Here is an 18585-nt window from a genome sequence, read left to right on the forward strand (position 1 = left end):
CCCATGACAAGCATCCGCTTTCCCAAAGAGTTCGCCTGGGGCGTCGCCACTTCCTCCTACCAGATCGAAGGCGCGGCGAACGAGGACGGGCGAGGGGAGTCGATCTGGGATCGGTTCTCGAAGACGCCCGGCAAGGTGGAAGACGGGACGAGCGGCGACGTCGCCTGTGATCACTACCACCGCTTCCGCGAAGACATCGCGCTGATGAAGAGCCTTGGACTCAAGCACTACCGCTTCTCCGTGGCGTGGCCGCGCATCCTCCCCACGGGGCGGGGGCGGGTGAATCAGCCGGGCCTGGACTTCTATGGCCGGCTGGTGGATGCGTTGCTCGAGGCGGGGATCGAGCCCTTCGTGACGCTGTACCACTGGGACCTGCCCCAGGTGCTGCAGGATGAGGGTGGCTGGACGCGCCGCTCGACCGCGGAGGCGTTCGCCGAATACGCGGGTGTCGTCGCGCGCGCCCTGGGCGATCGGGTGAAGAAGTGGATCACCCACAACGAGCCCTGGTGCGCGAGCATGCTCAGCCACTACGAGGGGCGCCACGCGCCGGGCTTGAAGGACTACCGCGCTGCGCTCGCCGCGAGCCATCACCTGCTCTTGTCCCACGGGCTCGCTGTCCCCGTCATTCGCGCGGCGAGCCACGGGGCCGAGGTCGGCATCACCCTGAACCTGATGCCCTGCGAGCCCGCCTCGCCGAGCGCGGCGGACCACGAAGCGACCCGGCGGTTCGACGGCTACTTCAACCGCTGGTTCCTCGATCCCCTGTTCGGCCACCACTACCCGGCCGACATGGTCGCCGACCACATCGCGGCTGGGCACCTGCCGCCCGAGGGCTTCACCGTGGTCAAGCCCGGGGACCTCGAGGCGATCGCGGTGAAGTGCGATTTCCTGGGCGTCAACTACTACAACCGCGCCGTCCTCCGGAGCGACAAGGTCCCGGAGGCTCAGAATGAGCCTCGCAAGGTGTTCGTCGCGCCCGAGAAGGATTGGACCGAGATGGGCTGGGAGGTCTACCCCGACGGCCTCCGGGACATCCTGCTGCGCGTCCACCTCGACTACCGGCCGCGCAAGATCTACGTGACGGAGAACGGCGCGAGCTACTCGACGCCGCCCGGCGCGGATGGGCGGGTGCGGGACGAAAAGCGGCTCGTCTTCCTGCGCGACCACTTCGTCGCGGCCTGGCGCGCGATGGAGGCGGGCGTGCCGGTGGCCGGCTATTTCGTGTGGTCGCTCATGGACAACTTCGAGTGGGACCGCGGCTACTCGCAACGCTTCGGGATCGTCTGGGTGGACTACAAGACCCAGCAGCGCATCCCCAAGGACAGCGCGCTCTGGTACCGGAGCGTCATCGCGGAGAACGCGGTTCAAGTTCCCTGAACCCCGCCCGTGTCTTTCGATGAGGACCCCTGACATGTCCGAGCAATCCAAGCACTTCAAGGCAAGAGCGCAGGAACTGGTGTCCCAGATGACGTTGGAGGAGAAGGCCCTCCTCTTGTCTGGCGGTAGCGCGTGGACGACCCACAAGATCGATCGGCTGGGAATCCCTTCCATCTTCATGACGGATGGCCCGCATGGGCTCCGCAAGGCGCTGGGGCAGAACATCGCGGAGAGCGTTCCCGCGACCTGCTTTCCCACGGCCTCCGCTCTGGCCTCGTCCTGGGATCCGGAGCTCATCCAGCAGGTCGGCGCCGCGCTGGCCCGGGAGAGCCAGGCCAGTGACGTTCAAATCCTGCTGGGGCCGGGTATCAACATGAAGCGCTCCCCTCAGGGCGGGCGCAACTTCGAGTACTTCTCCGAGGATCCTGTCCTGGCCGGGCACATGGCGGCGGCCTACATCCAGGGGGTCCAGAGCGAGGGCGTCGGCACCTCCCTGAAGCACTTCGCTGTGAACAACCAGGAGCACGAGCGGATGGTGAGCAGCTCGAACCTGGATGAGCGAACCCTGCGGGAGATCTACCTGCCGGCGTTCGAGATCGCGATCACCCAGGCCCAGCCGTGGTCGGTGATGTGCGCCTACAACAAGGTGAACGGGGTCTATGCCTCCGAGAATCGCCTCCTGCTGGAGGACATTCTGCGGAAGGAGTGGGGCTTCGAGGGGTTCGTGGTTTCGGATTGGGGCGCCGTCCACGATCGCGCCAAGGGCGTCCTGGCCGGGCTGAACCTGGAGATGCCCGGCAGCGGCGACGTGAACCGCAAGAAGATCATCGAGGCCGTCAACGCGGGCCAACTGCCGGTCTCTCGGCTGGACGAGGTGGTGGCCTCGCTGGTCGCCGTGGTCCTCAAGGCCGTCGAGAACCGCCGGACCGGGGCTGCCTTCGACGCCGACCGGCACCATGCCCTGGCGAGGCAGGTGGCGGGCGAGAGCATCATCTTGCTGAAGAATGAGGGAAACCTCCTGCCGCTCGACGTGGGAGGCAAGAAGAAGATCGCCCTGATTGGCGCGTTCGCCAAGGAGCCCCGCTACCAGGGCGCCGGAAGCTCGCAGGTGAATCCGACCCGCATCTCCAATGCGTATGACGAGCTGGTGGCGCTCCTGGGCGGGAGCGAGCGCATCGGTTACGCGAGCGGCTACGACACGGAGGGCGTCACCACCTCCGCGTTGATCGAAGAGGCACGGCATCAGGCGGTGAGCGCGGACGTGGCCATCGTCTTTGCTGGGCTGCCGGACAGCCACGAGTCCGAGGGCTTCGATCGCGCCTCCCTGGAGATGCCCGAGGGGCATAACCGGCTCATCAACGCGGTGACCCAGGTCCAGCCCAACACGGTGGTAGTGCTGATGAATGGCTCGGCAATCACCATGCCTTGGATGGGCCGGGTAAGGGCCATCCTGGAGGGATGGCTGACGGGACAAGCGGGCGGAGGGGCCATCGCCGATGTCCTGACCGGCAGGGTGAATCCCTCGGCGAAGCTGTCGGAGACCTTCCCGATGCGGCTGGAAGACACGCCAACCGCCACGGAGTTCCCCGGACTGAACCAGCAGGCCCACTACGGCGAGGGCGTCTTCATTGGCTATCGGTATTACGACAAGAAGGCCATCACGCCGCTGTTCCCGTTTGGCTTTGGCCTGAGCTACACCACCTTCGCCTACTCGGACCTGACCCTCGGCGCGTCGTCCATCAAGGACACCGAGAGCCTGACGGTTCAACTGAAGGTCAAGAACACGGGGAAGGTGGCGGGCAAGGAAGTCGTTCAGCTCTACGTCCGCGAGGACAAGCCCGCGGTCAGCCGTCCGGAGAAGGAGCTCAAGGCCTTCGCCAAGGTGGCGCTCGAGCCCGGCCAGGAGAAGACGGTGAGCTTCACGCTGAAGCAGCGTGACTTCGCCTACTACAACGTCGCGCTCCACCGCTGGACCGTCAACCCGGGCCGGTTCGACATCCTGGTCGGGGGTTCATCCCGGAACCTGCCCTTGAGCAAGCAGGTCCAGGTGGAGGCGTCCGAGGTACACGTCCCCACCCTGACGCGCGACTCCACGGTGAAGGAGTTCAAGAACCACCCCAAGGGGCAGGCGTTCTACATGCGGCTGGCAAAGGTCATCATGGGCGAGTCGTACGGAACGCCAGACACCGTGAAGCGCACGCCGCAGGAGGAGCGCGCCCGGAAGAAGGCCGAGGCGTCGACGTTGGTGTTCGTCCACGACATGCCGGTCTACAAGCTGATCGCCTTCTCCGAGGGCAAGTTCAGCGAGCAGATGCTCAACGACATCCTCTCGCAGGTTCAGTAGGGACTACGGACCGCCGTACACCTCCACCTCGTAGATGGAGTAGCCGTAGCCGGTGGCACGGCGGGTTCCGTAGATCCTCAAGTAGCGGCCCGAGCCGGACAGCCCGGTGAACTCATCCACGCCCCCATCCCCGGAGACCACCGAGGCGATGGGGGTCCAGGTGGAGAGGTCATTGGAGGTCTGGACCTGGTAGTCCTTCCCGTAGGCGGCCTCCCAGGAGATCTTCACCCGCGAGAAGCTCTTGCTGGAGCCGAAATCCAGCAGCAGGTACTGCGGGTCCGAGAAGGCGCTGCTCCAGCGCGTGCTCATGTTCCCGTCAACGGCCATGCCCGCCAGCGTGCCGTTGTTCTCACTGGAGGATGAGAGCGCCGTGACAGGCGTAAGGCGGCCACCCGAGCCATTGAAGGGCAGGCTGACATAGAGCTGCCCCAGCTCCGTGAGCTGCCCCGAGTTTCCCAGCAGGTTGATGTGAGGAATCTCGTTGTTGCGGCCGGAGAACCAGGCGTAGCGGAAGACGGCGGGCTCGCTCTCCAGGTAGTTGACCGCGGCCGTCATGTACTGCTTCTGGATGGCCAGGGTGATCTGATCGTGCGGCATGTCTCCGCAAGCGAACTCGGTCAGCCAGATGGGCTTGTTGTATTTCTTGAAGCGCCCGATGTACCACTGCAGCGCGCCCAGGTCGCAGGCGTACCAGTGGACCGCGATGTAATCGACCTTGCAGTTCGTGCAGGCGGCGAAGAACGCGTCCAGATAGGTGACGGGATCCGAGTAGCTCACGCCTCCTTCCGAGACGCAGTCACCGCAGTAGTTCACCGCCGGCGACACCAGCTTCAGGTTCTTGCGACGCGCCACCTCTTCCAGGATGGGCCACAAGGACGCGGCCCGGCTCGGCGTCATGTTGGCCTGGCTGCGGAAGTTGGGCTCATTGAAGCCCAGCAGGTATTGGGCGCCCGCGGGAATGGCGGCGGCCACCTGGTCGGCGTTGGGCGTGCCTCCCCAGACCATGGGGACGAAGGCAACGCCCGCGGACTGGTAGACCCCGGAGGCTCCTGCTTCGGGCGTGGGAGACCAGTTGTACCACCAGCTCATTCCCGTGGAGAGGGCGAGCATGTCCTGCGCCGAGTGGTAGCCGTAGCCGAGGCCTCGCTTGGGGCTCTTGGTCTGCGCTTGAGCGGTGTGGAACGCGGTCAACAGCAGGAAGAAGATCCCAAGCCTTTTCATTTCAAAGCCCTCTCTTCAGTGGCTCGCCCCAAAAAAAAACTGCGCCTGCCCCCAGAGGCGAGGGCAGGCGCAGCCGTCTACTCCTGCGTCAGTAGTAGACGTTGAACTCTCGCATCGACCACCAGGACGAGTTGGAGCCGGTCTGCGTCACCCGGATGTAGCGGGCGCTCTTCGTCGTGAAGGTCACCGTGATGACCGGACCCGTGCCCGTGCCGGTGGCGATCGCGCTGCCCCAGTTCGTCCCGTCATTCGAGACGAACACCTGGTAGCCGCGGGCGTAGTCCAGATCGCTGCCGGTGGAGTCCATCACGATCTTGTTGAAGTTCCGCACCGCCTGCATGTCCACCGTCAGCGTCTGGCCGGAGGCCATGGGGACGCCCGTGGTCCAGCGCGTGCCCATGTTGCCGTCCAGCAGGTTCGAGGCGGGCTCGCCGCTCGTCGGCGACGAGGTGGCCGTCCAGCCGGTCCGCGACAGCGCCGTGCCCGTGCCGCCCGCCGGCGGCGTGGTGATGCTGGCGGTGTTGCTGAAGGCCGAGACGTTGCCGGCCGCGTCCTTCGCCCGCACCGTGTAGCTGTACACCGTGGAGGGCGACAGCCCCGTGTCGCTGAACGAGTTCGTCGTCGAAGAGGCGATGACGATGCCGAAGCGGGAGATGTCATAGCCGCTGACGCCCACGTTGTCCGTGGAGGCCGTCCAGGTCAGGTTGACCTGGCTGCTCGAGGGGGCGGTCGCCGTCAGGTTCGCCGGGGTGCTCGGCGCCTGGGTGTCGCCCGCGCCGGTCCCCGCGTACTCGGTATAGGTCTGACGCATGGCCTCGGCCGGAGTGTTCGCGTAGACCCTGCCACCGAGGTTGTTGATGACGTGGGTGATCTCGCTGCCAGCCGTTCCGTTCAGCCAGATGGTCGTCATGTGGTGGAACTTCACACCCGAGACGTTGGGAGCCTCGATCGCGCTGTGCAGCTTCACCGCCGCATCGCGGAAGTAGGAGTAGATGCCCAGGCCCCAGGCCTCGTGAGTCGTCACGTTGTCGGCGACCTTGTACGAGGCCCAGCCGTTCACCGTGCCGTTCTTGCTCATCCACACCGGCTGGTTGGGGACGTCGTAGGGGATCTCGGACTGGTAGAAGTAGACGCGGCCGCCGTTGCCATTCCACACCGTCTGGTACTCGTTGTGGTGCTCGTTGAAGAGGCCGTAGATCGTGACGTTGGTGCCGTTCACGACGAGGCCGTTCTTGGAGACGTTGGAGGTCCACGCCGCGCCCGCACCGTGGTCCGCGCGCCACAGCCAGAAGTGGTCGCCGATGACGTAGTTGCTGTTGATCTTGACGCCCACGTCATACCGACCGTTGGTGGCGCCGCCGGTCCGGACGGTGATGTCGTGGAGCGAGATGGGGTTGGCCGAGTTGTTCGCCGAGCTACCCGTGGGGCCGACCTCAAGCATGGTGGGCGAGTTGACCGGACCGCCATCCAGGGTCAGTCCCGCGATCTTCACGCCGGCCACGTCGGCGACCGCGATGGCCACCTTGCCGGTGTCCGGAATCAGCGTGGCGAGGCCGATGCCGAGCACCACGGTGTTGGGGTTGTTGACCCGGATCGTGTCATTCAGGTGGAAGATGCCCGGGGTGAAGAGCACGTGCTTGCCCTGGCCCAGCGCGGTGTTGATGGCCGCGGCGGTGGCCGTCTCCGGGCGGGCAATGTAGAACTGGTCGATGGAGATGGACGTGCCCGGCGTGGTGCCATTGGCCCAGCTGATGCCCTGGGTGTTCGTCTGGAGCGCCGGGACGAAGACCTGATACTGGCCCGTGTTGTTGATGTAGAGGTAGGGCTTCTCCCGGATGATGGGCGTCCGGTCGATCGTCGTGTAGGGCGGCTCGGGGAACGAGTCCGCCGGCGCGTTGGCCGAGCCCACGAAGACCATGTTCCACACGGCGTTGTTCCAGCCGCCCCACGTGCTGTTTCGCGACAGCCACTGCTGCTGCGAGGCGGGGACGACGAGCCCATCCACCTTGGAGTCGGCGAGGAACCCGCCGCTGGCCCAGCCGGCGTTCCAGTTCGAGTCGAAGTCGAACAGGTGCAGCTCGCCCTTGATGTGCAGGCGGCGCAGGGGCGCGGCCTGGGAGACGGCGATCTGCGTCTGGCCGGTGCTCGGGACGACCGTGAAGTTCTCGAGGGCACGCCAGAAGTTGCGGGTGGCGTTGCCATTGTCCCAGTCGGCGTTCACGTTCACGCCGCCGTTGATCGTCACGTTGCCAGGGCTCTGGCCCAGGCCGGCGACGTGCGTATAGAAGCCGACGTTGAAGTTGACGTTGTACGTGCCCGGCTTGAAGAGCAGCGCATGGCGCTGGCTGCCGAACTCATTGGCCGCCATCGTGTTGAAGATGTTGGTGGCCAGGGTGTTGATGTCGCCCACCGGCATCGTCGGGTCGAAGACGTAGACGTTGGGCCCGAAGATTGTCGTGTTCGCCTCGGAGACCGGCACGGCGGCGGCGACAGTCGGATAGGCGGCGGCGCATACGCTTGCCGCGGTAGCCAGTGCGGAAAGCGTGGATGCCATCTTTCGAATCATTGCAATTCCTCCGATAGACACACGCATCCCGACCGGCTCCAGGACTTCCTGAAGCGCCTGCGTTCGATGTGGCTTTAGGTGTGCTTTGCGTTGCGTCAGAAAGGCCCAGACGCGGATCGAAGCGCTGGCACCTTTAAAATCATATGTAGAGCCGATTACTCGGAGAGTAAAGACAATTTTGAAAGCGCTGCCAAAAATGGCTGAGATTGACGCGCCGCGGCTGGGAAGGGAGTTTGCGTCAGAACATCTGGCCGAAGTTCACGTAGAAGCGGTGGTCGCCCGTCTCGGTGGAGAGCGCGTAGTCCATGCGCACCACCGCCGCGCGCCGCGCCACCCGCACACCCAGGCCCACACCCGGGTGCCACTCGTGCCAGGCCCCGTCCGTGACGCCCGGGTGCCACACCCGCCCCACGTCGAGGAATGCCAGGGCCCCCAGCCGCATGGGCTGGCCGAAGGCCATCAGCTCCGCCGCGTGGACGCGCACCTCGGTGTTGGAGAACGCCTTGACGTTGCCGGCGAAGCGGCTGCGCTCGACGCCGCGAACGCTGCTCATTCCGCCCACGCCCTCGGTCGTGTTCATGCCCCCCGTGGCGCTCCACTCGAAGAAGGGCACCTCGCCGAAGAGCATGTCCAGCATCAGCCGCTGGGCCAGCACCACCCGTGAGCCCAGCCGAAAGTAGCGCCGCTCGCTCAGGGTGACGCCCGCGTACTGGTAGCGGCTGCCGGTGCTGTAGCCGGAGCCGCGCAGGCTCAGCTCCTCCACGCCGCCCGTGGTGGGATCCGACTCGTTGTCCCGGGTGTCCCACAGCGCGCCGAAGAGGAGCTGGCTCGTGGTGCCGCCTTCAATGCCCAGCGGCTTCATCTCCGCCAGCATGGAGGCCTCGTACGGCGACACGCTCGTGTAACGCAGCGCATAGCCCACGTAGGTCTGCAGCGGGTGCTGCTCGCCGAACGGATTGACGCGCAGCCGCACCCACCCGCCCGGTGAGCCCCGGTTGTAGTTGTAGCGGTCCTTGTCCTCGTCTGACTCCGCCTCCGGGGTGCTCTGGAGCTCCGGTGCCGAGCGGTTGCCCGCGCCGTAGAAGGGGCTCTGGGCCTCGCGCTTGTATTCGAAGCGGGCCTCCACGCGCACCGAGCCCAGGAGCCGGGGGCCGTCGTAGCGCACGTAGTGGTTCTGCAGGCCGCGGCTGCTGAAGAGCACCTGCGCGCCCAGGGAATGCTGGTAGGGCGCGCGGCCGTCCCCATAGAGGTACATGCCGCCCACCGCGCCGTAGGTGAAGCCGAGGTCCGAGTTGAAGCACGCCAGCGGCAGCGCGATGGCATCCACGCCTCCCTTCTGCGTGGGAGGCGTCGGAGCCTGCACGGCCGGCGCGGCGCTCACCACGGAGAGGAGGAGGACGGGGAGGAGCATGCAAGGTCTCCGTGACGCCCCGAGGGGCAAGGCCATCCAGCCAGCTGGAGGAGTCGGTGAGGCTTGCTCGCTTGCCCTGCGAGAGGGCTCGCTCGCGTTTCCGGCTCCTGTCCCCCTGCATGCCCATTTTGGCTCTCCAAAGCCGGGGGCCGTCAACGTGAGCAGAGATCTCACCTTAGAGTTGCAGCCGTGGGCATGTGCGCTGGCACGGCGCATCGGCCGGAAAGTTCCGCCACTATCGACGGCCAAGGGGCGGAGGTTGCTCGTCGTCCATCTTGACGGGGTTCCCAAGGTCCTGTTGGAGGAGGCCGTCCGCACCGGGCGGATGCCGTTCTTCTCTCAACTGGTGCGCTCGGGGGCGTACCACTTGGAGGATGCCTTCTGGGGCTCGCCCGCCTCCACGCCCTTCTTCCAGGCAGGGCTGCTGTATGGCCTCGAGCACCCGAACCTTCCGGCCTACTCGTGGTTCGACCGTGAGCTGGGGCGGAAGGTGCAGATGAACACGCCCAAGGACGCGCACGCCATCGAGCAGCGGCTGGGCCGGCGCAGCGACACGAGCCTGCTGGCGGACGGCGGGCACACGTACTTCTCGCTGTTCCAGGCGGGCGCCAACAACCGGCTGTGCATGAGCACGCTGGCGAGCTTGAAGGTGATGGCGCGCTCGTTGTCCTCGGAGATGAAGGGCATCGTCGTGGCGCGCTCGGAGAACCCGGGGCAGTACCTGCGCTCGTTCGCGGGGGACACGTGCCGGGCGGTGGGCGAGGTGTGGCGCTGGGCGCGCGCGCTGGGAGACTGGCGCCACGAGCGCGCCTTCCTGCTCAGCAAGGTGATGCTGCAGCGGCTGGGCTGGAGCTTCGCGCACACCAAGGCGCTGGTGGACATGGTGCGCGGGGTGCCGGCCATCTACCTGGTGTTCGGCAACTACGACGAGGTGGCGCACCGGCGAGGGCCGCTCTCGGAGCAGGCCATCGCCGAGCTGCACCGGGTGGATGCGTACCTGGCCGAGCTGTATGCGATGGCCCGCGTCGTCGACAACCCGTACGACATCGTCTTCGTTACGGACCATGGCCACGTGGACAGCCTGCCCTTCGAGCAGCGTCAGGGACACCACCTGGAGGAGATGCTGCTGCGGGGGGCGCCCGTGCCCCTGTCGGCGGATGTCGAGCGTGGGCTGCTGGATGGCCGCTCGCCGCTGCCGGTGCGGGCGCCTCGGGGCACGGACGCGCCCGTCATCGTCGAGTCGGGCAATTTCGCGCACGTCTACCTCACCCGGGATCGCGAGCCGCTGGAGGCCCTGGAGCTGCTCTCGGAGTACCGGGACGTGGTGGCGCGGGCCTCGCGGCACTCGGACATTGGAATCGTGGCGCTGCGGCGGGGCGGCGGGGCGGTGGCGCTGGTGAAGGGTGGGGTGTACGGACCGGATGAGGTGGTCCACGCGCCGCTCGCCAGTGAGTTCTCCAAGCGCGCGGTGGCCGACTTCCTGCGCGAGCTGCCGCACCTGCGCACGGCGGGGGATCTGGTCCTCTTTGGCGAGGCGGTGCGGCCCGGAACCACGGTGGGCTTCGCCTGGGAATTCGGCTCCCACGGAGGGCTCACCCTCACGGAGACGCGCAGCACGGTGTGCTGGCCGAGCAACGCTCCGGTGGACCTCTCGGGCCTGAGCCACTGTGTGCGCCTGCACCAGCGACTGGCGGGGGCCTACCGTGCCTGAGGCAGGCAATCCGGCGCGACAGGGGGGGCGGACGCTCCTCAAGGTGCTGGCGGGCGTGGTGGGCGTCGTGCTCTCGGTAGGGCTGATCTCCACGGCCTTCTTTCGCTGGAACTTCGGGGAGCGGGGGCCGCTGCTCGTGCCCCGCTTCCCGCTAGGAGAGTTCTTCCGCGAGCTGCCCGGGCACATGGTGTGGTTCATCCCGTTCCTGCTGCTGTCGGCCGCCGTGCTGCCGCTGCGGGCGCTCCAGTGGCAATGCACGCTCCAGAAGCCGGTGCCCTTCAAGGAGCGCTACCACCTGGTGGCCATCGGCGCCTTCACGCACAACGCGCTGCCCGGGAAGCTGGGCGACATCATTCGCTCCTTCTTGATGGCGCGCACCCAGCGGCTGCCCTTCCTGCAATGCCTGGGCTCGGTGGCGGTGTGCAAGCTCTTGGAGTTCGCCGCGCTGATGCTGCTGGTGGCCGTGTCCTTCCTGGGCCCCTTCGCGGAGACGATGTCCCACTTCGAGCGCCCGCTGAAGGTGGCGGTGTCGCTGTGCATTGGCCTCGTGGCCCTGGTGGTGCTGCTGGCCCACTACGCCCAGCCGCTTGCCCGGGCGCTCCACCGTCGGCACCGGCTGCCGCGCGCGCGCAACCTGCTCGAGCACGTGAGTGACGGGCTGGGCACGGCCCGCAGCTTCCGGGGCATGGCCGTGGCGCTCTTCTTCTCCGTGGGGCCCGTGCTGGCGCCCGCCCTGGCCTATGGGCTGGCCCTGCGGGGACTGGGCATCTCCGGGGGGCTGTTCGCCGGCGCGGTCGTCCTGGGCGCCATCGCTCTGGGACAGGCGCTGCCGGGCGTGCCCGCGGGGATGGGGCTCTACTACTTCGTCACCAGCTGGGCCGCGCGCAGCCTGGGCGCCTCGGAGGCGGACGCGGCGGCCTTCTCCACGCTCACGCACCTGGGCACCGTGCTCAGCCAGGTGACGCTGGGGGCCATCTCCGTGCATCAGCGCAAGCTGCGCATGAAGGATCTGCGGCGGGGGGGCAACCTGGCGCGCGAGGCGGCGCAGCACGTGGCGCACGAGTCGGTGGAACCGGTGTCGCCGTGACACCGCTTCCCAGCGGAGCTTGTTAGAGTCCGCGCCCCATGGAACCTCTCAAGGGATGGACGGCCCTCATCACCGGGGCCAGCGCGGGGATTGGCGAGGCGTGCGCCCTCGCGTTGTCTGGGGCTGGAGCGCAGCTCGTGCTGGCGGGGCGCCGCCGCGATCGGCTGGAGGCACTGGCGGCGAAGCTTCGTACGCCCTCGCATGTCCTCGAGCTGGATGTTCGCTCGCGGAGTGAAGTCGAAGCCGCGCTCGGCGCGTTGCCCGCCCCGTTCGCCGAGGTGGACATCCTCGTCAACAACGCGGGCCTCGGCCTCGGCCTCGAACCCGCCCAGTCGGCGTCGCTCGATGACTGGGAAGCGATGATCGACACCAACTGCAAGGGGCTCGTCTATGTGGCGCGTGTGCTGCTGCCCGGCATGGTGCAGCGCAACCGGGGACACGTGGTGAACCTGGGCTCGGTGGCCGGGACGTTCCCCTACCCGGGGGGCAACGTCTACGGCGCGACCAAGGCCTTCGTGCATCAGTTCTCGCACAACCTGAAGGCGGACCTCGTGGGCACGCGCGTGCGCGTCACGGACGTGCAGCCCGGCATGGTGGAGACCGACTTCTCGTTGGTGCGCTTCCGGGGGGACGCCGAGCGCGCGCGCAAGGTGTACGAGGGCATGCAGCCCCTCTCGCCCGCGGACATCGCGGACATCGTGTTGTTCAGCGTGACACGCCCGGCCCACGTGAACATCAACGTGGTCGAGGTCATGCCCGCGGATCAGGGCTTCGGGCCCTTCAACGTCAAGCGACACTAGGCTCCGGTGGGGTGGGTGTGCGCGCTCGGGCTGGGACGTTAGACTCCGGCTCATCTTGCAACGCACCCGCCTCATGTCGGCTGAAGCCAACGTCGCCTCTCTGCCGGAAGGAGGGCCGCCGCCGCTGAGCGTGTTGCTCCAGGCGGTCCGGGGGGCCAGTGTCTCCCGCGTCGAGGTGGATGCGCTGCTCGCGGGGCTGTCTCAGCCCCCGCCCTCGGAGCACACCCCGCGCCAGCACGCGGACCTGCTGCTGGCCCTCATTCAAGACAATCACCTGGGGACTTTCACCGGCAGTGATGGTCGCACGGTGCGTGCCGTCGCCATCGAGGCCCTGGTGGCGTTGGGTTATCCCTACGCCCTCGAGGTGCCTCCCGAGGCGTTGGAGCAGAAAGAGGGGAGGGCCGGGGCTCGGAGCAAGGAGAGCCTGCCCAGCCTCTTCGACACGGGTACGGGGAAGGTGGGGCTGGCCCTCATCGTGCTCATCGGCCTCGCGGAACTGCTCCTGCTGCTCTACTTCTGGCGCTACCCCCAACCCGATCCCTATCTCCCCGATGGGTATCCCGACAGCCATACGTCCGGAACCCCATCGGTGTCGGCCCTCGTCCTGATTGCCTTCACCACCGTCATCCCCGCCTGGCTCATGGAGCTCGGCAGTCACCCGAGCGGACGGGGCCTCCGAACCTTGGGGAAGGCCTGGCTCACCCTGGTCGGCCTGATCTGGCTCGCGTTGGGCCTGTTGACGCTCAGGCACGGGCCCGCCGAGCCAGTTCCCTTCATCATCGGTAGCCTGACCGTCCTCAGCGCCGTGCTCATGGACTTCCGGAAGTCCTGAGGGACCGGCCTCAGTCGCCGATCGACAGGACGATCCGGCCGTTGATGGCGCCCTTGCGCATGCGCTGGAACACGTCGTTGATGGCCTCCAGCGGCTGGCTCTCGACCGTCGGCTTCACCCGGCCTCCCGCCGCGAGCTCGAGGGACTCCTGCAGGTCCATGCGGGTGCCCACGATCGAGCCGCGGATGGTGAGGCGCTTGAGGACTACCTCGAAGATGGGGGTGGCGAAGTCGCCCGGAGGCAGCCCCACCAGAGCGCAGGTGCCGTGCGGGCGTAGCATCCCGATGGACTGGCGGAAGGCCTCGGGCGACACGGCCGTCACCAGCACGCCATGGGCGCCGCCTACGAGTCGTTGAAGCTCACCGGCCGCGTTCTGGCGCGCATCCACGGCGATCTCCGCGCCGAGCGAGCGGGCCAGGGCGAGCTTCTCCTCGCCGATATCGACGGCGGCCACCCGCATGCCCATGGCCTTGGCGTACTGCACCGCCATGTGCCCCAGGCCGCCGATGCCGGAGATGACGACCCACTGCCCGGGGCGGACCTCGGTCTCCTTCAGGCCCTTGTAGGTGGTGACGCCCGCACAGAGGATGGGCGCGGCGTCGGCGAAGCTCACGGCGTCGGGGATGTGCCCCACGTGGGAGGCCTGCGCGAGCGCGTACTGGGCGAAGCCTCCGTTGACCGAGTAGCCGGTGTTCTGCTGCGAGCCGCAGAGCGTCTCCCAGCCGGTGATGCAGTGCTCGCACGCCCCGCAGGCGCTGTGGAGCCAGGGGATGCCGACGCGGTCCCCCTCCTTGAGCGAGGTGACGCCGGGGCCCAGGGCCGCCACGTAGCCCGTGCCCTCGTGCCCGGGGATGAAGGGGAGCTTCGGCTTGACCGGCCAGTCCCCCTGCGCCGCGTGCAGGTCGGTGTGGCAGACGCCGCTGGCGATGATTCGCACCAGGACCTGTCCCGGGCCCGGGGTGGGGGTGGGGACCTCTTCAATCGAGAGCGGCTGGCCAAAGCTCCGGACGACCGCGGCCTTCATGGTGCGTTGCATGGCGGGGACCCCCTTCGTTCAGGTTCCAGGGGGACACCAAAGCAATCACCGCGCCAGGGACGTGGGCCCTGGGCGCGACCGGGAACACCGCCAGCAGGGGCCGCAGAATCTGCACCGCGCGTGCGCACACCGCAGAAGCTGCACGCGGGAGGCGGAAAAAGAAAAAGGGCCCCGGCTTTTGGCCGGGGCCCTTCTTCAGTGCCCAGGAGAGGACTCGAACCTCCATGCCCTTGCAGGCGCTAGACCCTGAATCTAGTGTGTCTACCAATTCCACCACCTGGGCAGGTGGGGTGCCGCTGTGGGGGCGGACATATAGGGAACCGCCGCGCCCCCGTCAAGCACAACCGACCACTACAACATCACTTCTTCAGCGGCCATTTCCCCTCGGCCTCCAACTGGCGCCGGAGGACGGGGTTTTCGTCCATATAGGCCGTCAGGGACTCCTCGGTGATCTCCACCTGGATGTCCTCCGGGCCTACCTCTGTCTGGCAGCTGAGCCGGGAGTAGGGCCGCACGTCGAAGCCCATGTCCAGGCGGTCCATCTCCGCGTCCGACTGCTCGGAGAGTGAATCCAGCCCCCTGCGAATCCACACATGGCAGGTGGAGCACCCGCACACCCCGCCACAGCTATGTCCCACGTGGGCGCCGCACTGCTCGGCGGCCTCCAGCAGGGTGGTGCCCGGCTTCACCTCCACCGAGGCGTCGTCCAGCGGGCTCTTGAAGTGGACCTTCGGCACGTCAGTACTCCTCCACCGAGTGGCCGGCGACCACCTGGCGGATCGCCTGGTTCATCACCCGCTCCACGAAGGGTCGGGACACCTCATCCAGCGCGTGGATGGCCTCCTTGAGGGCGTGGGCGTCCTGCCCCTTCGCCAGCTCGCGGACCTTGTCCATGGCCGCCTCGATGGTTGCCCGCTCCCCGTCCTGGAGCAGGGCGCCGTGCTCCCCGAGCTGCTTCGTGGCGTCCATCAGCACCCGTTCGGCCTCCACCCGCTGCTCGCGCACCTGGCGGGCCTGGATGTCGTCCTCCGCGTGGTCGATGGAGTCGAGCAGCATCTGCTCGATCTCCTCGTCCGTCAGGCCGTGGCTCGGCTTGACGGTGATGGTCTGGGCGACGCCGGTGCTCTGCTCCTTGGCGGTGACCGAGAGGATGCCGTCGGCGTCCACCTGGAAGCGCACCTCCACCCGGCCCATGCCCGCGGGCATGGGCGGAATGCCGGAGAGCCGGAAGCGCGACAGGCTGCGGCAGTCCTCCACCAGCTCGCGCTCGCCCTGGAGCACGTGTACGTCCAACCCCGTCTGCCCGTCCTTGAAGGTGGTGAAGACCTGGGCCGCGGCGGTGGGGATGGTGGAGTTGCGCTGAATCAGCTTCTCCACGATTCCGCCCATCGTCTCCAGGCCCAAGGACAGGGGGATGACGTCCAGCAGCAGCACCTCGTCCTGGCGGTTCACGTTGGTGAGCAGGTCCGCCTGCACGGCCGCGCCCAGCGCCACCACCTGGTCCGGATCAATGTCGCCCAGGGGCTCCCGGCCGAACAGCTCCGCCACATAGCGGCGCACGGCGGGCACGCGCGTGGCGCCGCCCACGAGGATCACTCCGTCCAGCTCCGCAGCCGCCACCCCCGCGTCCTTGAGCGCGCGCCGGCACACGAGGCCCGTCTTCTGCACGAGCGGCTGGATCCAGCCCTCGAAGTCCTCGCGCCGGAGGACCTGGCGGTGGTCGCCCACCGTGAGCTCCACCTCGGGCGCGTCGGTGAGGGCCTCCTTGGCCCGGCGGGAGGCGGCGAGCACCTCGGCCACCAGGGAAGGGGAGGGGACGCTCTGGCCCATGGCCTGGAGCACCCGCTGGGCGATGGCGCGGTCGAAGTCGTCGCCGCCCAGCGCCGAGTCGCCGCCGGTGGACTTCACCTCGAAGATGCCCTCCACCAGCTTGAGGATGGAGACGTCGAAGGTGCCGCCTCCGAGGTCATACACCGCGAAGGTGCCCTGGCTGCCCTTGTCCAGGCCGTAGGCCAGCGCCGCGGCGGTGGGCTCGTTGAGCAGCCGCAGCACCTCCAGCCCCGCCAGCCGGCCCGCGTCCTTGGTGGCCTGGCGCTGGGCGTCGTCGAAGTACGCCGGCACGGTGATGACGGCCTGCTCCACCTTGCCCGCGAAGTGGGACTCGGCGCGGCGCTTGAGCGCCCGCAGAATCTCTCCCGACACCTCGATGGGGGTGACGGGCTGGCCGCCCGACACCGCGAAGCGCACCACCCGGCCGGGCCCTTCCGAGAACTTGTAGTGGCCCAGCTTCTTCGTCTCGGCGTCCTCCGGGCTGCGGCCCATGAAGCGCTTCACGGAGCTGATGGTGTCGGTGGGGTGCTCCGAGGCCAGCTTCCGGGCGCGCGCGCCCACCACCACGCCTCCGTCCTGGGCGTAATGCACCACCGAGGGCAGCAGCATGGCGTCGTCGTCGTCCGCCGCCAGGCACTGGGGCTTGCCCTGGATGACCGAGGCCACCAGCGAGTTCGTCGTGCCCAGATCGATGCCGACCGCGTACCCCTTGGGCTTGAGCGGATCGTGGATCTGCAGATAGCCGTTCTTGCTCACGTGACCACCTCCTCCTCGAACTCCTCTACCTGCTCGAGGAAGCGCGTGAAGTAGCGCACCCGTCCCAGGGCGTGCGATGCCTTTTTCACCAGCGCGGTGTCATCCGAGGTGTCCTGCAGGGCGCGCAGGGCCTCGGCGGCCTCGGTGAGCGCCTCGCGCTGGCGCGCCGTCACGTCCACCGCCATGGCCTGGGCCCGCGTCAGGTCTCGGGACGCCATGGCCCCTTCCAGCTCCTCGCGCAGCTCGATCACCTCTTCGAGGAACTCGGCGGGCATGTCCTTCTGCGCGCCCGCGTCCTCGCGGTCCAGATCCACCCCGTGCAGCTTCAGCAGGTAGAAGGCCCGGCGCGACGGATCCTTGAGCGTCTTGTAGGCCTCGTTGAGGGAGGTGGTCTGCTCCAGCGACAGGCGCCGCTCCTTGGCGTCCGCCTGGGCGAAGCGGTCCGGGTGGAGCTTGAGCGACAGGTCGCGGAAGCGCTTCTCCATGCCGGGGATGTCGATGTCGTAGGTCGACGGCAGCTCGAACACGTCGAACAGCGTGGCCCCCGGCTCTCGCGCGGCGATCTTCCCACAGCTGGGACAGAAGGGGCGCCCGCCCGTCTCCTTCTCACAGTTCCAACACTTCACGGTGGACTCCTCGGGCAAAAATGAAAAGGGCTCGGCTACCCGCCGAGCCCCCAGAAATTCACGTACCACGCGCTCTCGGGGGCCTTGCTCACCTCAGACGGTGAAGCTCTCCCCGCAGCCGCAGGCGGTCTTCACGTTCGGATTCTGGAGCTTGAAGCCCGAGGCCATCAGCCCCTCCTCGAACACCAGCTCGGTGCCCATGAGGTACAGGTAGCTCTTGGGGTCGACGAAGACGCGCACGCCCTCGCGCTCGAAGATCTTGTCGCGCTCGCGCGGCTTCTCCGCCCACTCCATGGCGTACTGCAGGCCCGAGCACCCACCGCCCTTCACGGCGATGCGCAGCCCGGCCTCCGGCGTCTGCCGCTGCTCCAGCAGGGCGCGCAGACGGCTCACGGCGCTATCGTGCAGGAGAACGCCCTTGCCCGCCGGCTTACCGGTAGGCAAGGGGGCAGACGCCGCCTGGGGCAGCTGGGTCTGTGGGCTCGTCGTCTGCTCGCTCATCACGGCACCTCTCCTGGCCTCTGCTTCCACGCTTCGACTCAGGACGCGGTCGGCTTGACCGAGCGCGCCTCGCGCTTCTTCTTGAAGTCCTCGATGGCGGCCTTGATGGCGTCCTCGGCCAGCACCGAGCAGTGGATCTTCACCGGAGGCAGCGACAGCTCGCGCGCCACGTCCTTGTTCGACAGGGTCATCGCCTGGTCGACCGTCTTGCCCTTCACCCACTCGGTGACGAGCGAGCTGGAGGCGATGGCCGAGCCGCAGCCGAACGTCTTGAACTTGGCGTCCTCGATGATGCCCTCGTCGGTGATGCGCAGCTGCAGCCGCATCACGTCGCCGCAGGCGGGCGCGCCCACCAGGCCGGTGCCCACGTTCGGGTCGTTTTTGTCCAACGTCCCGACATTGCGGGGGTTCTCGTAGTGCTCAATGACCTTGTCGCTGTAAGCCATGGGGACTCCTTACCAAATCTTTGAACCGACCTGGGGTGCCG

Annotated in this window: 15 protein-coding genes and 1 tRNA gene; 6 read left to right on the top strand and 10 right to left on the bottom strand. The window is 67.6% G+C overall.

From position 1 onward, the window contains the following. Positions 1-3 precede the first annotated feature (3 nt). Entirely contained in the window at positions 4-1377 is a 1374-nt protein-coding gene (locus SYV04_RS24940; protein WP_321548388.1) for a GH1 family beta-glucosidase, read from the top strand. Between the two features lie 34 nt (positions 1378-1411). After that, positions 1412-3721, top strand: a complete 2310-nt coding sequence (locus tag SYV04_RS24945) for a glycoside hydrolase family 3 C-terminal domain-containing protein (protein ID WP_321548389.1) — start codon at positions 1412-1414, stop codon at positions 3719-3721. A gap of 3 nt (positions 3722-3724) precedes the next feature. On the opposite strand, the gene SYV04_RS24950 is transcribed toward SYV04_RS24945, so the two are convergent. From SYV04_RS24950 to omp85, 3 genes are all read right to left on the bottom strand, one after another. Next, positions 3725-4942: a glycosyl hydrolase gene (locus SYV04_RS24950; protein WP_321548390.1), complete on the bottom strand. Its 1218-nt coding sequence runs from the start codon at positions 4940-4942 to the stop codon at positions 3725-3727. A gap of 88 nt (positions 4943-5030) precedes the next feature. Next, positions 5031-7496, bottom strand: coding sequence for a discoidin domain-containing protein (locus tag SYV04_RS24955; protein WP_422723970.1), 2466 nt, complete (start codon positions 7494-7496; stop codon positions 5031-5033). A gap of 250 nt (positions 7497-7746) precedes the next feature. Further along, entirely contained in the window at positions 7747-8919 is a 1173-nt protein-coding gene (omp85, locus tag SYV04_RS24960; protein WP_321548392.1) for an Omp85 family outer membrane protein, read from the bottom strand. A 259-nt stretch (positions 8920-9178) separates the two neighbouring features. Between omp85 and SYV04_RS24965 the strand changes: the two genes are divergently transcribed. From SYV04_RS24965 to SYV04_RS24980, 4 genes are all read left to right on the top strand, one after another. After that, positions 9179-10630: an alkaline phosphatase family protein gene (locus SYV04_RS24965; RefSeq protein WP_321548393.1), complete on the top strand. Its 1452-nt coding sequence runs from the start codon at positions 9179-9181 to the stop codon at positions 10628-10630. A 43-nt stretch (positions 10631-10673) separates the two neighbouring features. Further along, positions 10674-11717 (top strand): lysylphosphatidylglycerol synthase transmembrane domain-containing protein, encoded by a 1044-nt coding sequence (locus tag SYV04_RS24970; protein WP_321548711.1) that lies wholly within the window; start codon positions 10674-10676, stop codon positions 11715-11717. A 38-nt stretch (positions 11718-11755) separates the two neighbouring features. Continuing rightward, complete coding sequence (locus tag SYV04_RS24975) at positions 11756-12517, top strand: SDR family oxidoreductase (RefSeq protein ID WP_321548394.1); 762 nt, start codon at positions 11756-11758, stop codon at positions 12515-12517. Between the two features lie 73 nt (positions 12518-12590). Beyond that, positions 12591-13349: a hypothetical protein gene (locus tag SYV04_RS24980; RefSeq protein ID WP_321548395.1), complete on the top strand. Its 759-nt coding sequence runs from the start codon at positions 12591-12593 to the stop codon at positions 13347-13349. A 10-nt stretch (positions 13350-13359) separates the two neighbouring features. On the opposite strand, the gene adhP is transcribed toward SYV04_RS24980, so the two are convergent. The 7 genes from adhP to iscU all read right to left on the bottom strand — a co-directional run bounded on the left by adhP (position 13360) and on the right by iscU (position 18544). Further along, positions 13360-14385, bottom strand: coding sequence for an alcohol dehydrogenase AdhP (adhP, locus tag SYV04_RS24985; protein ID WP_321548396.1), 1026 nt, complete (start codon positions 14383-14385; stop codon positions 13360-13362). 199 nt (positions 14386-14584) lie between these two features. Further along, positions 14585-14668: transfer RNA gene (locus SYV04_RS24990), tRNA-Leu, on the bottom strand. A gap of 76 nt (positions 14669-14744) precedes the next feature. Further along, positions 14745-15122: a 2Fe-2S iron-sulfur cluster-binding protein gene (locus SYV04_RS24995; RefSeq protein WP_321548397.1), complete on the bottom strand. Its 378-nt coding sequence runs from the start codon at positions 15120-15122 to the stop codon at positions 14745-14747. A gap of 1 nt (position 15123) precedes the next feature. Continuing rightward, positions 15124-16971 (bottom strand): Fe-S protein assembly chaperone HscA, encoded by a 1848-nt coding sequence (gene hscA / locus SYV04_RS25000; RefSeq protein ID WP_321548398.1) that lies wholly within the window; start codon positions 16969-16971, stop codon positions 15124-15126. Further along, positions 16968-17498 (bottom strand): Fe-S protein assembly co-chaperone HscB, encoded by a 531-nt coding sequence (gene hscB / locus SYV04_RS25005; RefSeq protein WP_321548712.1) that lies wholly within the window; start codon positions 17496-17498, stop codon positions 16968-16970. Before hscB ends, hscA begins: the two co-directional genes overlap by 4 nt. Before the next feature lie 192 nt (positions 17499-17690). Next, positions 17691-18098 (bottom strand): HesB/IscA family protein, encoded by a 408-nt coding sequence (locus SYV04_RS25010; protein WP_321548399.1) that lies wholly within the window; start codon positions 18096-18098, stop codon positions 17691-17693. Between the two features lie 38 nt (positions 18099-18136). After that, entirely contained in the window at positions 18137-18544 is a 408-nt protein-coding gene (gene iscU / locus SYV04_RS25015) for a Fe-S cluster assembly scaffold IscU (protein WP_321548400.1), read from the bottom strand. Between the last annotated feature and the right edge of the window lie 41 nt (positions 18545-18585).

Origin of the sequence: Hyalangium ruber, assembly GCF_034259325.1 — a bacterium.
Taxonomy (GTDB): Bacteria; Myxococcota; Myxococcia; order Myxococcales; family Myxococcaceae; genus Hyalangium_A; species Hyalangium_A rubrum.

Coding starts and splice junctions, on each gene's coding strand:
- SYV04_RS24940 (WP_321548388.1), top strand. CDS start 4: ATGACAAGCATCCGCTTTCCCAAAGAGTTCGCCTGGGGCGTCGCCACT.
- SYV04_RS24945 (WP_321548389.1), top strand. CDS start 1,412: ATGTCCGAGCAATCCAAGCACTTCAAGGCAAGAGCGCAGGAACTGGTG.
- SYV04_RS24950 (WP_321548390.1), bottom strand. CDS start 4,942: ATGAAAAGGCTTGGGATCTTCTTCCTGCTGTTGACCGCGTTCCACACC.
- SYV04_RS24955 (WP_422723970.1), bottom strand. CDS start 7,496: ATGGCATCCACGCTTTCCGCACTGGCTACCGCGGCAAGCGTATGCGCC.
- omp85 (WP_321548392.1), bottom strand. CDS start 8,919: ATGCTCCTCCCCGTCCTCCTCCTCTCCGTGGTGAGCGCCGCGCCGGCC.
- SYV04_RS24975 (WP_321548394.1), top strand. CDS start 11,756: ATGGAACCTCTCAAGGGATGGACGGCCCTCATCACCGGGGCCAGCGCG.
- SYV04_RS24980 (WP_321548395.1), top strand. CDS start 12,591: ATGTCGGCTGAAGCCAACGTCGCCTCTCTGCCGGAAGGAGGGCCGCCG.
- adhP (WP_321548396.1), bottom strand. CDS start 14,385: ATGCAACGCACCATGAAGGCCGCGGTCGTCCGGAGCTTTGGCCAGCCG.
- SYV04_RS25010 (WP_321548399.1), bottom strand. CDS start 18,098: ATGAGCGAGCAGACGACGAGCCCACAGACCCAGCTGCCCCAGGCGGCG.
- iscU (WP_321548400.1), bottom strand. CDS start 18,544: ATGGCTTACAGCGACAAGGTCATTGAGCACTACGAGAACCCCCGCAAT.